This is a genomic window from Microscilla marina ATCC 23134, assembly GCF_000169175.1.
Classification (GTDB): domain Bacteria; phylum Bacteroidota; class Bacteroidia; order Cytophagales; family Microscillaceae; genus Microscilla; species Microscilla marina.
On record NZ_AAWS01000010.1, the window covers coordinates 148,271 to 163,171 of the forward strand.

15 protein-coding genes are annotated in these 14,901 nt (G+C 38.3%); 8 read left to right on the forward strand and 7 right to left on the reverse strand.

The genetic code is table 11. From position 1 onward, the window contains the following. The first annotated feature begins 243 nt into the window (after positions 1–243). Positions 244–1,068 (forward strand): hypothetical protein, encoded by an 825-nt coding sequence (locus tag M23134_RS11185; RefSeq protein WP_002696037.1) that lies wholly within the window; start codon positions 244–246, stop codon positions 1,066–1,068. 513 nt (positions 1,069–1,581) lie between these two features. Here the strand turns inward: M23134_RS11185 and M23134_RS41065 are convergent. Further along, positions 1,582–1,725 (reverse strand): hypothetical protein, encoded by a 144-nt coding sequence (locus tag M23134_RS41065; RefSeq protein ID WP_002696039.1) that lies wholly within the window; start codon positions 1,723–1,725, stop codon positions 1,582–1,584. A gap of 506 nt (positions 1,726–2,231) precedes the next feature. On the opposite strand from M23134_RS41065, the gene queG reads away from it, so the two are divergent. Then, positions 2,232–3,176, forward strand: a complete 945-nt coding sequence (queG, locus tag M23134_RS11190; protein WP_002696041.1) for a tRNA epoxyqueuosine(34) reductase QueG — start codon at positions 2,232–2,234, stop codon at positions 3,174–3,176. A gap of 49 nt (positions 3,177–3,225) precedes the next feature. Here the strand turns inward: queG and M23134_RS11195 are convergent, their stop codons facing one another. Continuing rightward, a complete protein-coding gene (locus tag M23134_RS11195; protein ID WP_002696042.1) occupies positions 3,226–3,420 on the reverse strand; it encodes a hypothetical protein in 195 nt (64 codons plus the stop codon). A 167-nt stretch (positions 3,421–3,587) separates the two neighbouring features. Between M23134_RS11195 and M23134_RS11200 the strand changes: the two genes are divergently transcribed. Both M23134_RS11200 and M23134_RS11205 read left to right on the forward strand, forming a co-directional pair. Continuing rightward, complete coding sequence (locus tag M23134_RS11200) at positions 3,588–5,093, forward strand: BatD family protein (protein WP_075164014.1); 1,506 nt, start codon at positions 3,588–3,590, stop codon at positions 5,091–5,093. A gap of 85 nt (positions 5,094–5,178) precedes the next feature. Further along, positions 5,179–5,865, forward strand: a complete 687-nt coding sequence (locus tag M23134_RS11205) for a lysoplasmalogenase (protein WP_002696046.1) — start codon at positions 5,179–5,181, stop codon at positions 5,863–5,865. 7 nt (positions 5,866–5,872) lie between these two features. Here M23134_RS11205 and M23134_RS37915 read toward each other — a convergent pair whose 3' ends face one another. The 4 genes from M23134_RS37915 to M23134_RS41070 form a co-directional block, all read right to left on the reverse strand. Beyond that, positions 5,873–7,036 (reverse strand): leucine-rich repeat domain-containing protein, encoded by a 1,164-nt coding sequence (locus M23134_RS37915; protein WP_002696048.1) that lies wholly within the window; start codon positions 7,034–7,036, stop codon positions 5,873–5,875. A gap of 110 nt (positions 7,037–7,146) precedes the next feature. Then, positions 7,147–7,965, reverse strand: a complete 819-nt coding sequence (locus M23134_RS11215) for a hypothetical protein (RefSeq protein ID WP_002696050.1) — start codon at positions 7,963–7,965, stop codon at positions 7,147–7,149. A 35-nt stretch (positions 7,966–8,000) separates the two neighbouring features. Beyond that, entirely contained in the window at positions 8,001–8,582 is a 582-nt protein-coding gene (locus M23134_RS11220; protein WP_002696051.1) for an NADH-quinone oxidoreductase subunit J family protein, read from the reverse strand. Positions 8,583–8,722: 140 nt separating this feature from the next. Then, on the reverse strand, positions 8,723–10,189 hold the full coding sequence (locus M23134_RS41070; RefSeq protein WP_002696053.1) for a 4Fe-4S binding protein: 1,467 nt from the start codon (positions 10,187–10,189) through the stop codon (positions 8,723–8,725). A gap of 285 nt (positions 10,190–10,474) precedes the next feature. Between M23134_RS41070 and M23134_RS11230 the strand changes: the two genes are divergently transcribed. The 4 genes from M23134_RS11230 to M23134_RS11245 all read left to right on the forward strand — a co-directional run bounded on the left by M23134_RS11230 (position 10,475) and on the right by M23134_RS11245 (position 14,019). Next, positions 10,475–11,647, forward strand: a complete 1,173-nt coding sequence (locus tag M23134_RS11230) for a methionine aminotransferase (RefSeq protein ID WP_045113388.1) — start codon at positions 10,475–10,477, stop codon at positions 11,645–11,647. 298 nt (positions 11,648–11,945) lie between these two features. After that, positions 11,946–12,524, forward strand: coding sequence for a hypothetical protein (locus M23134_RS11235; RefSeq protein ID WP_002696057.1), 579 nt, complete (start codon positions 11,946–11,948; stop codon positions 12,522–12,524). After that, complete coding sequence (locus tag M23134_RS11240; protein ID WP_002696059.1) at positions 12,518–13,306, forward strand: amidohydrolase; 789 nt, start codon at positions 12,518–12,520, stop codon at positions 13,304–13,306. Before M23134_RS11235 ends, M23134_RS11240 begins: the two co-directional genes overlap by 7 nt. Positions 13,307–13,437: 131 nt before the next feature. Next, positions 13,438–14,019, forward strand: a complete 582-nt coding sequence (locus M23134_RS11245) for a porin family protein (RefSeq protein ID WP_045113389.1) — start codon at positions 13,438–13,440, stop codon at positions 14,017–14,019. 123 nt (positions 14,020–14,142) lie between these two features. Here the strand turns inward: M23134_RS11245 and M23134_RS11250 are convergent, their stop codons facing one another. Further along, the gene (locus tag M23134_RS11250) at positions 14,143–14,781 is read right to left on the reverse strand and encodes an LON peptidase substrate-binding domain-containing protein (protein WP_002696067.1); all 639 of its coding nucleotides are present in this window, start codon (positions 14,779–14,781) and stop codon (positions 14,143–14,145) included. Between the last annotated feature and the right edge of the window lie 120 nt (positions 14,782–14,901).

The window sequence follows — 14,901 nt, forward strand, 5'->3', positions numbered from 1 at the left end:
TGAAAATGCAGATAGAATTATTCGGGTAAAACCTTAATGGGTGTTTGACTAAAAACCTCAGGTTGCTAAAATTGAGTCATCTGTGAACTTATCTATACTATACTAAGTAAAATAACTGCTTTATGAAACCAAACCCTTGGCTTATGTGTATAAACTTGTTCCTTATGAATTCACCCACATTTTATTCATCATTATGTGTTTACTTTGCAATACGAAATATAACAAAATAAATCACTTACAATAATGAAAAAGGCCTTAATATATTTGTCAATTTGCATCACATTACTTGCTTTTAATAGTAATTTATTTGCCCAAAAGTCAGGAAAGTTCTATGCATTTGCAAGTAAGAGAAAAGTAAAAAGAGCAAAAGTAAAGTATAATACTCAGAAAGATGTAGTGGAAGTGAAGCTAGCTGGAGTAAATTATGTATTTAAAAGAGAACGTGTTAAAAACCTAAAAGAAAAAGTATATTCTGCTGCAAACAAGAGGATGTTTTACCTGGAAGACGATGGTTCTTGGATTATTACAGGTAACTTACGAACTAACCCAAGTTGTAAAATTAAATACAGTGAGAAATCATATAGTTTTGGTATTGCTTACCTTTCTACTGACAAAGCAAAAGTGTCAAGTATGAATAAAGAAAAGGGAGTCAAGATAGTAGAAGAAGCTTATGCAAAGCTTTGTCAGGCATATCGTGTGATTGAAGAAGCTAAAATAGCAAAGGTACCATTACCAGAAGAAGGAATGAAAAATGCTAAATTATTACCAGAAGCCATTAAAGTTTCAAAAAGGTGGATTGCAGGCAAGCGTTGGAAAGAAAAAATTATAGGAGGTTATTTCTTTTCTAAAGAATGGAATACGATCCGTCATAAACGTTCAGGAAGAGTTTTGGGGCGTCGTGTTCGTTTAATTGGCTTGATGAAAATGCCTGATGGAAGATGTAAATTTGGTCATTTCTTTATCAGACAAAATTTCAATGGAACTAAATATGGAGTTACATTTTGCGAAGCAAACTCTCGCGTATTTGAGGTAAGCTGCGATAAAGTACAAGCAAAAATAGGAAAGTAATTCTTTTAAATATACGATCAAAAAACACTACTTGATGCCAAACATGGCATCAAGTAGTGTTTTCTTATTTAATGAGGTGTTTAAATTGCATTTAGAGTTCTGTTTCACCATTGAAAATGAAACAACAAACTAATTTTTAAATACACTCTAAAAATGTAGACTCTATTGTAATAAACAGCGTATGGCAGTAATGGTGATAAAATGTGTAAATAATTGATAATTAGCACTTTAGTGTTTTTAATGAAAAAAAGTAATTAAAAATGTCATTTTTTTGCACCAGGGGCATTGTTATAAGTGAAATCGCCACCAGCATAATGCATTCAGTTTTTTATCCTAAGATCCTGAAGCCTAATAAGCAACCAATAGTTATGCAAATCAGCAACCAAACATGCATCCTGCGATTTCAAAATCAATAACCAGTGTGCACATCCATCAACAACAAAAAAGCAAAAGCGTGAAAATTAGCTAGTTTTCACGCTTTTTTGCATTTATAAGCTTTTACAATTTCCTACTTTACTCCTCTGCGTCATTATAATCTTCCAATATTGTTTGTTTCTCTTCTGGGCTTAGCATAGCATCATCCAGAATACTTTCAAGTTCTTCCTTTGAAATGCCCCACATGACAAAGTTCAAAGGAGGGGTAACTTCTTGTTTCATTGGTTTTGAAGTTTTTAGGTTAGTGATCTGGAAAAAATAAGATGTGTCAATTTAAGAAAATATATTGTTCTCAGACGATTCAAAAAAAACGGTGCATAGCCAAAGCTATGAGGCTTTTTTTTTGAGAAGAATGAGGGCAATAGATACACTTTAATGGCTCAAATTATTTATGAAAGATCACTTAGCAGAATGTTTGTTTCTATTATGATGTATTTTGCCTTATGAGCCAAATACGATACGTCTTATGCACGAAAATATAGATTAAATATTGTACATAAGATTGAGTAATACAACTAAAATATCCTAAAAGAGTTAAACCTATAGAGTCAAACCTACAAGTGGTGTTACTTGAGGATAGTGCAACTTGTATAAAAAAACATTGTCTATGAAAGTAGGTAAAATAAGAGAGCTAAAATCACCTTTGAATACGGGTTCATTGACTATGGCGCTACTTTTGTCTTAGTAATCAGTACGATAGCAAAAAAAAGGTTATCTTTGGACTTGAAATGAACACAGTACAGATAGAAAAAAATACTCGACTTGTAAAAAAGAAGGCTAAAGACCTGGGTTTTGAGTTTTGTGGTATATCAGAAGCTACTTTCTTAGAGGAAGAAGCGCCTCGCCTTGAAACTTGGCTTAAGCAAAAAATGCAAGGAGAAATGGGGTACATGGCAAATCATTTTGACAAACGCCTTGACCCAAGGTTGTTGGTAGACAATGCTAAATCGGTAGTTTCGTTGTTATACAACTACTACCCTCAGGAAGATATAGCCCAAACACAACAAAACGAAAGTTATAAGGTATCAAAGTATGCGTATGGTACAGACTATCATTTTGTAATCAAAGATAAGCTCAAAGAGTTATTTGCTTTTATTCAGCAGGAAATAGGTGAAGTAGGGGGAAGAGTTTTTGTAGACTCGGCACCAGTAATGGACAAAGCCTGGGCACAAAAAAGTGGGGTAGGCTGGATCGGTAAGCATAGTAATTTGCTTAACCGAAAAATGGGCAGTTTTTTCTTTATTGCTGAGCTTATTTTAGACTTGACACTGATGCCCGATGCACCTACTCAAGATTATTGTGGTACTTGTACCCGCTGCATAGATGCTTGCCCAACTGATGCTATTGTGGAGCCTTATGTGGTAAATGGCAGTCAATGTATTTCATACTTTACCATTGAGCTAAAGGATGAAATACCCCAGGAAGTAAAAGGGAAGTTCGAAAACTGGATTTTTGGCTGTGATATATGTCAGGATGTATGTCCCTGGAATCGTTTTTCCAAGCCTCACCAAGAGCCATTGTTTGAACCAAAACCTGGTCTTAATCAGATGACTAAACAAGATTGGGAAGAAATTACAGAGGATGTTTTTAGAGACTTGTTTCGTAAGTCTGCCGTGAAAAGGACAAAAATAAAGGGCTTGAAAAGAAACATAAGTTTCGTATCAAACCCCTAAGAATTTATGAAATGCTAAATCTAAATAAAGTTACATTAAGTAAAAAAGTTTAAACCATTGAGTGATTGAAGCAACGATCTAATATTTGAGGGTAAGTTGGATTAAACATTTGGTAACACCAATCACGGAATTCTTCTACTTCATTGGGTTTTAAGTATTTAGAAATAGATTTATTTAGCTCTTTTTCAAATAGAATTTTGTCAAAACTGACTTTTTGGAGAATGGTTTTTACATATTCTAACATATTGAAAAAATTAATTTTTGGTGTGTGTAAGTTGAAAAGTACAATATTACTACGAAGTTTAACCGGAAAAGTTCGGTAAATGTCTAAGTATTTTTTTAGTCTAATTATATGTTGTAAAAATACAATTTACTTGTGGTTTTACAAAATTAAATACATCATATTTTACAGTGGAATTATTAAATTATAAAAGAGTTTTTCTTGCTTTAACTATATTAACTGTCTGCTTGTCAGTTGGTTGGACACAAAAACCCCCCTATATAGAATTAGGTAAAACTACTATTGCGCTCAATGAGGCGTTTACAATCACAATTAAAGTAGAAAACGGAAAAGTGAAATCTTATGCCCCTTTTCCAAACATTCCCAGTTTTAAGAAAAACACCATAGCCTCAGTTACTTCATCTAACAATAAAGGCAATGGACAGGTCACTTCTATTGATGCCGTTATCCAAAATTATTATGCAGAAAAAGAAGGTACTTTTGTCATCAAGCCATTCTCTATTAAGGTGAACGGGCAAGTAGTAGAATCACCGGGTATCACAGTCAGGGTAGGGCCTTATGACAAAAACCTTGGGGAACCCTCAAAACTTACTCCCGAAGATTTTATTGACCTTGAAAAAAACAAAGAATATGTAGATATTCAGGAAGATGCTTTTCTGGGATTATCAACCAACAAAAGTCAAGTATACGTAGGGGAGGGGTTTACAGTAAGCCTTGCATTTTATGTGGCTTCAGTAAACAAAGCATTTATGGAATTCCCTCCAGATTTAGGCGATCAGTTGGGGGACATTTTAAAAAAAATACGTCCGGCAAAATCGTGGGAAGAAAACTTTCAAATAGAAGAAATTTCCCCAGTTGAAGTAAATATCAACGGAAAAAAATATAAGCAACATAAACTCTATCAAGCCACCTTTTATCCGCTGAACAGCGAACCCATTGTTTTTCCACGGGTGGGGCTTAAAATGATCAAGTTTAAAATAGCCAAAGACGAAAAAGACCCTACTTCATTAGAAGCACGCCTGAACATGAAGAAGTCACATAAGTATTTTTATACGCTGCCTAAGCGCATCGAAGTCAAAGAGTTACCCGCCCATCCTCTGAAAGATCAAGTACCAGTAGGTGTATTTTATTTACAAGAGTTTGCTCCCAAAAAACAAATACGTACCGGATCAAGTTTTGAGTATGGTTTCAGGGTATGGGGAGAAGGGAATATTGCCGAAATTCACGCACCTGAGATTGAAGAAAATGATCATTTTAATTTTTACCCGCCAAGCATACAGCAGTCGGTTCAACGTGCCGGACAAAGGGTGAGCGGCTGGAAAACTTTTACTTTTCACTCTATACCCAAGGAGTCAGGAGTGTATAACTTTAAAAACTACTTTAGCTGGATATTTTTTAACCCCAATACCCAACAATACGATACATTGCGCGCTAAAGCCAAGGTAGAAGCCTCAGGCGAAAGTTTGCGTAACCTTGAAATTTCGTCGGCAAATGTGGGTGATTTTTATGAAGATATCAGTACGCAAAGCAACTCCCTGAGTCATAATAACTTTAGGCAACAGGTAAGGCATATTGTCAATATAGTCATGCTGATCATGTTGTCAGGAGCGTTGTTTTTAATTTATTGGAGTTATAAAAATAAGCACCTTCAACAACGCAAAGAAAAAGAAAATTAGAATGGGTGAGATTTAATTTGTGACCTTTGTTGCAAAACCCATTTCTAAGTTTTTAATTGCCTGTTTTATAATACTTTATAAACGCATGGCAAAATACCTGACTTCCTTCTTTGTTTTTTTGATCATTGTTGGTGGCGACCTTACTGGGCGTATCATTCAATCTGAAACCCTGGATTATATTTTCAAGCCTTTGCTGATGATCTGGTTATTGGGGTTTTATTACCAACAATTGGGAGGGAAACTGGATACTTTTGCCAAGTTGATTGTTGGAGCCTTGGTGTTTTCCTGGGGTGGCGATGTATCACTCATGTTTGTAAAGCAGTCAGAACTTTTCTTTATGGTAGGTTTGGCCAACTTTCTGATTGCTCATGTGTTGTATGTAGTGGCTTATCAAAAGTCGGTAAATATGAGTGGGCAAAAGGGTTTTGTAAGCCGAAATCCCCTTTGGGCTTTGCCATTTTTGCTATTAGGCGTAGGGTTGTATGCCTACTTATTTCCCCACCTCAAAGAGCTGGCAGTTCCAGTATTGGTATATGCCTCTACTATTGTGCTCATGGCAGTTTTTGCGCTCAATCGAAAAGGATGTACTCATCCCATAAGTTTTCAATGGGTATTTTATGGAGCATTATTATTCGTTGTATCCGACGCTATAATTGCCATCAATAAGTTTGTGGTGTCTATACCACAAGCTGGGTTAGTCATTATGGTCACCTACATTGCGGCTCAATACCTCATTGTAAAAGGTTGTATTGCCCAAGTTCAAGGTAATTAACCTGGCTTTATGGAAAAAACAATGGTGCCAATGGTAAGACCGCTCTCAATGATACCATGTGACGATTGGTATTTGGTAGATTATTTCCAATAATAATGTTGTAGCCATACATCAAACTAAACAAATTGGCTCCTATCCCTATTTCTGGTCGGATAGCGGCAGCTTTTTGACCATCATCCAGGTAAAATGTCGCTTGCATTCCCAATGCAATCAGGGCATTCACCCAACCCCCAAACTTTACTCCCTGCATGTTGCCATTGAGGTTAAACTCACCACCTATACCATAGTGATAGGTAATAAAGTCTTTTTTGAAACCCTTGACCAATCCCGCCTCTATTACACTTTGACTACCCTGTTGAAACCCTGCGTATATCCCCCAGTATTTACCTGCATATTTAGGGGCGTATTTAAACTCGGTGTTGGGCTGAGCAGCTTCTACATCACGCTTATTTTTTTTAGAAAACCCCCTGTCCCAAAAAAACGCAATATGCAGATTATCCAATCCTTTGAGTTCTTGGGGTAGTTTTCGGAACCAATTATGGTTTAAGTCGAGCCAGTAGAGTGAGTCTAGCTGGTTAAACGAAGGAGGCAGCTTGCGTAAGCAGTTGTCAGGGAGGTGTAGCTCTTTTAGGTGTGAGAATTGTCCCAGGTTATTGGGTAGCTTTCTTATTCGATTACTACCCAACCGCAGGCTTTTGAGTTGGGTGAGTTGCCCAATTTCTGGAGAAATGGTTTTTACCCGATTGCCAAAAAAGTGAAGGGTTTCCAAAGTATTGATTTTAAAAATACTCATAGGTATTTGCCTGAATCGGTTATTTGCCAAATCGAGGTATTTGAGTTGGCGAAGGTTTTCAAACCCCTGAGGCAATTTTTTTAGCTTATTTTTCTGGAGCTCAAGGTGTTTCAGTTTGTTCAATTTTATAAAATTATCGGGCAATTTTTTTAGTTTATTCTCTCCCAGTAGTAGTTTTTGCAAATTGACCAACTGATCAATATTATGGGGAAGTTTTGATAGTTTTTTCTTACTAACATCTAATATATATACTGTTTCAGGGGTTTTAAATGCCTCCTCAAATGAAGTGTATACTTTGGTTTTATTGAGCAAAGCCTGCGCCTGGGCAATGGCAGGTATCCAACATGCGACTACTAAAGCTATAATTGTTTTTTTCACGGGTATTTGAAAAGCGTTGGGTAAATGTTATCAAAAATCAAAACTACTAAAGTTTTTCCATAAAAAAGCATCAGGCAGGGAAAGCTCTCCTAATGGTCATACATCAAATACTAGGGGTTTAGCCAGTGGGTAGCCTCTTGGGGAGTATCAAAACTTGTTACTTCTATAGGATAGGTTTTGATGTCTTCCAGGGCTTGATCCAGTGAAAGCTGTACATGCATATTTTGACTGATCACTATAGCCATATATTTGAGCTTGTGCATCAAAAAGTAAGGGAAAACTTCTTGGTTGAGCCAGTTTTGCGTGTGGGGCAGTATAGGGTGGCTCAGTGCCTGGGCGTTGATTAATAGTTTGAAAGGATGGTAAGTTTTTGCTAAATCGGTCAACTCGTCAAACTCTTGCTGAAGCTGGTGAACCTCCAGATTTTCTGTGTCAGCATGCCATATTTGTGTAAGTGTTTCGTTTGCCTGAGTATAATATACTATTTGGTAAGGTGTAGTGCGACAATCTATAGTTTTACCAGTAAGCCACTGGCTGGCTTGGGCTACTTGATCAAACACCTTGATTGTTTGGTGTGGGGCTGTTTCCAAGGCATCAAAGGTTTGCTCCATAGATACTTGTACCAATATGTGTTTACTTGTAACAAGTGCACTTTTAGCAATACTGCCTGATTTTATTCGGGCAAATACATGTTGGTTGTGCCAATCTTGCAAGTTAGGAGAAATAGGATACTCAAAGTTACGGGCATCAATCAGTACCTTGTCTATTTTGTCAAAGTAAGGTGCCAGTACTTCATTGGTCAATAAAAACTCTTTTTTATAAATTTCATCATTGAGATCTTCACTGGCACTGTTCCATATCTCTATCAAAAGTGCTTCTTTGGCAAATAACACAAAGGTTTGATAAGTACTTCGGTATATTTCTTCCATAATTAGTACAAACGAAAAGATAGAACAAATAGGTGTTACCCCGTTTTTTTCTCAGTTCTTCCAGCTATCAATACAGCCCCCAGCAACGCTACCATTAGTAAAACAGCAATTACCTCAAATACCAAGACATATTGGGTCATTAGTTGTATGCCTAAGCCTTGTACTGTAGATTGCTTGATCACTTGTTGGTTTTGAACAGCTTGCTTGATCCAAGGCATTTGTCCCAGGTTAGCCTTATGGATAGCAAACACCAGTATTGCTAATAACCCCAGCCCCAAGACTATACCAGCCAAATTATTTCGGGTTTTGGTCAAGGGCTGTACATCTGATGTTTCATCTTGTTGAAAAGGGTTACTGAATCTAATACTAAGGTTTTGCGGAGGTCTATTAGTAAGCATAATACCAAATAGCAGGAGTACCAATATGCCCCCTACATAAATAATGATTTGAGTCACCGCCAAAAAATCGGCTCCTGCAAACACATACAGTGCTGATATACCCAGCAAAATCAATAACAGCGAAAAAGCTGCATACAATACCTTACGTGTGCCCAGCAGTACCAAGGTTGATACACCTATTAAGGCAACAAAGCCAAAAAAAACTATCTTCAATATCATTGTTTTTACTTTAATGTTTCATTCTAAGTACTTTAGATAAATTTATAATTGACTGATAATAAGCATACTATGCATTATTAATTTGGTCTTGACTGAGTACTTAAATATTTACTAAAAAAGTGATGGTTGCCCCTTTTATTTTATGAAGATGTTCCTTCTTCGCCATCGTCTTTTCTTTTTTGCGTTGGTTTTTTAATAACTGGCCTCACCCTTTTTGGCTTTGCCTCAGCTTTTGGTTCATTTGCTTCCCCTTCTGACTGACTCGTTGGTTTTTTAATGACTGGTCTTGCTCTTTTTGGCTTTGCCTCAGCTTTTGGTTCATTTGCCTCCCCTTCTGACTGACTCGTCGGTTTTTTAATGACTGGCTTCACCCTTTTTGGCTTGGCGTCAGCTTTTGGTTCATTTGCCTCCCCTTCTGACTGACTCGTCGGTTTTTTAATGACTGGCTTCACCCTTTTTGGCTTGGCGTCAGCTTTTGGTTCATTTGCCTCCCCTTCTGGCTGACTTGTTGGCTTTTTAATGACTGGCCTCACCCTTTTTGGCTTGGCATCAGCTTTTGGTTCATTTGCCTCCCCTTCTGGCTGACTTGTTGGCTTTTTAATAACTGGCCTTGCTCTTTTTGGCTTGGCGTCAGCTTTTGGTTCATTTGCCTCCCCTTCTGACTGACTCGTCGGTTTTTTAATGATTGGCTTCACTCTTTTTGGCTTGGCGTCAGCTTTTGGTTCATTTGCCTCCCCTTCTGACTGACTCGTCGGTTTTTTAATAACTGGGCGTTTTACTTTGGGTTTAGCCGAAGGTATCACCTCATTACTTTTATCTTCTCCGGTGTTCGTTGTACCAGTTTTTGGCTTTATTTTAGGCTTCATGCGTGGCTTAAACCCTGTTTTGGGTTGAGCAGTAGCCGCATTTTCTTGAGCTTGTGCTCCTGCCTCTGTAGTTTTTTTAATAGCAGGACGTTTGGCAACCGGTTTTTTTACCGTTGGCTTTGCTTTAGTTTCTCCACCTTTTGCTTGTGCCATTTGTTTTTTGGTGGCTTCTTTTTCTTTCATGTACTGCTCAAACAAATCTTTCTTTTCCTGCACCTGGTCAGGGGTAAGGTTTGAGAAGTGATAAATCATGTCGGTAATATCTACTTCACTATAGTCATAAGCCTTGGTCATAGTCAGGCATTCAGTAGGGCACACTGTAGTACATAAGCCACAGTAGCAGCATTTAGCCATGTCTATATCAAAGGTAGCGGCATAAAGTCTGATGGGTGAGCCGTCAGAAGCAGTTCCTATTTGTCCGGTAGCCCTTATAGGTTCTATATCAATACAATCTACTGGGCATATTTTGGCACATTTATCACATACAATGCAATCATCCATTTCATTAAACAAACGGTATCTTCCGTTGTCAGGCACAGGAATCGCCTCATAAGGATATTGGGTAGTTACTCGTCCGGTTTGTTGCTCAAAATAAGCCGGAGTAGCTATAGAGTCGGCAGGTTTTCTTCGTTGGCGGGCTTCAAAAGCGTGTTTGATAGACAGCTTTAAACCTATGAGCGAAGAGCGAACTCCTTCTTTTATATTGCCAAAATAGGTGTTATTTGCTCCCTTTTTCTTCATTCAATAGTGTGTTTACTTCTACAGGAGCATTTTCCTGCAGAGTTTGTATAGTACAGCCCAATGCCTTCACTTATGCTATAAAGGAGGGGGATGGTATATAAAAATTGATAATTAGTGTAAAACTATGCTTAGTTTCTAAAATAAATATGGGAAAAAAAACACAAACTTGTTACTTTTCAGCTAAAATGCTTTGATCGAGCTAAAAAAAACAATATCCTAACTTCGCTTAAGAACAAGTAAGCATATATTTTATACTCAATGGTTGAAAAAACACTTAATAAAAACATGCAATCGACCCCAACTATTTCTTCAAAATTACCCAATGCAGGCACTTCTATATTTTCGATAATGTCGGCTTGGGCGCACGAGCACAAAGCAGTAAACCTGGCGCAGGGCTTTCCTGATTTCGACTGTCATCCAGAACTGGTACGTTTAACGCATCATTACATGCAAAAAGGAATGAATCAGTATGCTCCCTCGGCAGGCATCTTACCCTTGCGTGAACGCATTGCTGAAAAAACTGCCCATACTTATGGTTTTAGCCCTGACCCTGCTACAGAAGTTACCTTAACCACTGGGGCCACCGAGGCTTTGTTTGTGGCAATCAGTGCTTTAGTACAAGAGGGTGACGAAGTCATTGTTTTTGAACCTGCGTACGATGCTTATATTCCTGTAATAGAGCTTAATGGGGGCAAAGCGGTGCCTATAGCCCTAGAGAGAAATACCTATGCCATCAACTGGCACCAAGTAAAAGAGGCGCTTACACCTCAAACAAGGCTGATCATCATCAACACCCCTCATAACCCTTCTGGCTCAGTACTTAAGCCACACGACATTACCGAGCTTACCGAGATAGTAATGAATCACGATTTGCTATTGATCAGCGATGAGGTATATGAACATATCATTTTTGATGGAGTCACTCATCAGAGCATGTTACTTTATCCTATTTTGCGTGAAAAATCAATCGTGATTTCATCGTTTGGTAAAACATTTCATAATACTGGCTGGAAAATGGGCTATGCCATAGCTCCTCCCGAAATTACAGTTGAGTTGCGCAAATTACACCAGTATGTTACTTTTTCTAACTTTACTCCAGCCCAATACGCATTGGTAGATTTTATGGCAGAAACAAAGCATTACACCTCTTTGCCTGAGTTTTATCAAGAGCGTCGTGACAAGTTTCGTTCATTAATGCAAGCTACCGACTTTGAACTGTTGCCTTGCCAAGGCACCTACTTTCAGTTGGTGTCGTATGCTCACCTGAGCAGCGAACCTGACGTAGTGTATGCCAAAAGAATTGCCAAAGAAGCAGGAGTGGCCACTATTCCTACATCAGTGTTTTATACCGACAAACTAGACAGAAAAGTAGTTCGCTTTTGTTTTGCCAAGCAAGATGAAACAATGGAAAGAGCAGTAGAGTTATTAGTGAAAAATGCTCAGATACTGAAAGAGTAGCCATTACAAACAAAAGATTTTATTGCTTTTGGTCAACTACATTGATTAACGTAGGGTATATATTATGACTTGAATATTTATTACTACTCTACCTTACTATTTTGTGCTCCCACAAACCAAACCGCTTACAAGTCCCTTAGATACCGAGGCATATAGGTGCCCAAAAAACCGCTTATTTTAGGGTTTCGATGGGTTGGTGAGGACGGTATTTCTAAAACCGAAGCTACAGTTTTACTGTGCTGAGTTCAATGAAGTTAAAAGTTGGGTAGCGTAATTTATTACCTAAATATCATAAACTATGAGTAAAACTGTAACAGTTACCTTGATGCTACTTTTTGTAGCATTTTGGAGCTATGGGCAATCTACGTACGGACCTAAAAGAAGTGAAAGTGGTAAATATATTGTAGACCACGAGTCACACGTAATGCCAGGTGGAGGCTATAACTTTTACTTTCCTTCTTCTTCAGATAGCCTGGGCACCTTTAGTGGGTTTTCACCCGAATTTCTTATTTATAACTACATTCGTCAAAACGACAATCGGGGACCTAGTCATTTACGTTTTTATGGCACCATTAGTATTTTGCAAAGCAACAAAGTAGGCGTTTCTAATATGCTCAAATATGGTTTGGGGCTCAACCTCTCGGTTGAACGTAACCCCCGGCGTAATTTTTTAATTCCTTATTTTGGGCTGGAGTTTGGTGGTCTCAACCAACAAAGCTTCAACACCTTACAGTTTACACCAATGGGTGGGGTATTTTTATACTACGACCATAGACTGGTACTGAGTGCTTCTGGTGGGTATGTATATCCGCTTAAAGAGTTTGAAAAACTAAGCGGGGCATTTGTCAACGCTACGATTAACTTTACTTTATGGTAATTACAATTATTCAGTCAGAACTATACTGGCAAAATCCGGCAGCAAACCGTGCCATGTTTGAGGAAAAAATATGGCAAATCGATCAACCTACAGACTTGATCGTATTGCCCGAAATGTTTACTACCGGGTTTAGCATGAGTGTGCAGCCATTGGCAGAGCCTATGAACCTTACCACCCATAAGTGGATGCAGCAAATGGCTGCACAAACTGGGGCAGTGGTTACAGGCAGTTTTATTTGTGTAGACAAAGGACAGTACTTTAACCGTTTGTTATGGGTAGAGCCAGATGGTACTTATGATTATTATGACAAACGCCATTTGTTTCGGATGGCAGAAGAACATCATAGCTATACTGCAGGTGAGCGTTTGGTTGTAAAAGAGTGGAAAGGATGGAAAATAGCGCCTTTTATTTGTTATGACCTGCGTTTTCCGGTTTGGAGCCGCAACTTACACCAAGCCTATGATCTTGCTTTGTATGTAGCAAACTGGCCAGAGGCAAGGCGTTCCCCCTGGCGTACATTACTTAAGGCAAGGGCTATAGAAAACCTAAGTTATGTAGTAGGGGTAAACCGGGTAGGCAAAGACGATAACGGCATTACTTATTCAGGCGATTCGGCAATTGTTGATTTTAAAGGGGAGGTGTTGTTTGAAAAAACACAGGACGAAATCATTTATACCAAAATGCTTGATAAAGCAGCCCTGGAGCGTTTTCGAGAGAAGTTTCCGGCACACTTAGACGCTGATGAGTTTGTAATAGCAGCACATAATTCAGTAGAACGATAAACAATACGAATTATTTTATAGATAAAAATAAAGCCCTAGAGGTTTTGCCCTCTTTGAGTAACCCTGTAGTTTTGTCTTTGGGACTCAAGATGAGTACTTATTAAATGTCATTTTTAAATAAAATCATACACATGAAAAGAATTTACACATTCATTCTACTTGTTTTGTTAGGCACAGGAGTAGCACAAGCTCAAGTAGGTTTTGGTATTAAAGGTGGACTCAACCTGGCAACATTTTCGTCTTTGCCCAACGGTGTGAGCAACGATGGGGCTCGTATAGGACTCCACTTAGGAGCTTTGTTTCAGTTTCAAATATCACAAAGTTTCTTCTTTCAGCCTGAGCTGATGGTTTCTCAAAAGGGAGGGCGAGGAGCCATTAATTTTCTTAACTCATCGTATACCACCAAAATAACAACTCTTGACATTCCTTTACTTTTTGGCGCTAAACTCAACCCAGTACGTTTATATGTAGGTCCTGCGTTTGGGTTTGTAGTGAGTGCCAGAACCGAGTCGGGAGGTAATACCACTGATAATATGGATGATGTCAACGATATATTGGCATCGTTGCAGGTAGGAATAGGATTTGATCCTACCTCAAAGTTAGGCATAGACTTGCGTTATGAAGCCGGGCTTACCAAATTATCGAGTCGGGTAGCAGACGATAACACCAAAACCAATGTGGTTCAGCTTACCGTGAGCTACAAGCTTAAGTAGGTTTCCCTTGAGTAATCAAGCATATAAAAGGCAGGCAATAGTTTTATTGCCTGCCTTTTTTGGTATTCCTGCTTTGTACAACAGTAGTCCAAATATTTTGTTTGATGAAGGGGCTAAGTTTTGTTAAAAGTCCAGTGGGTCAAGGTTTTTAAAATGCCCATTCATGCGGATAATTTCTTTGGTGCGTTCCATTTCCTCCATCAAAGGGATAGAAGATTTGAGGTGATCCAGCAAATACAACTGTCGATCGTGTTCACTGGAAATTTTCAACATTTCGTATTGCTGTTCCAACGAAAGCCCTATTTTATGGGCTAGTTGATACGACAACACTTTGAAGCTTTGGATATTGATAGCTGCACCTACTTTGATGATTTCATACAACTTTTTTAAATTGCTGATAAGTTCCCGGCTTACTTCTTCTGGAGCAACTTCTTCGTGAGGGATCACTTCTACAGTGCCACCAGCGTATAGTTTCTCCTGTGTTTTTTGATCAAAGCTCAATACTTTAAATACCTGCACTCCTTTCGTCTTTATGTCCATTTTGCCATCATCATAAGTTTTTTCAACGTTTACTATCTTTACTTCAGTACCATAAGCAGCTACCTCTTCATTGATAAATGAAGGGATACCAAAGTTAGTATTTTGTTCTATACAATCGTGAATCAACTGTTTGTAGCGGGGTTCAAATACATGAAGGTTGAGGTTTTCGTCTGGATAAACAACCAGGTTTAGCGGGAAAAACGGTAAAAACTTTTCTTGCATTGTATAATATATATTAACATACGGACTTACACTACCCTTTTACAAAGAGAAAAGCTGAATCTATCATAGGACTCAGCTTTCTTGTTTTCTCTTCTAACTATCAAAGTTGTAAGCAGCTGA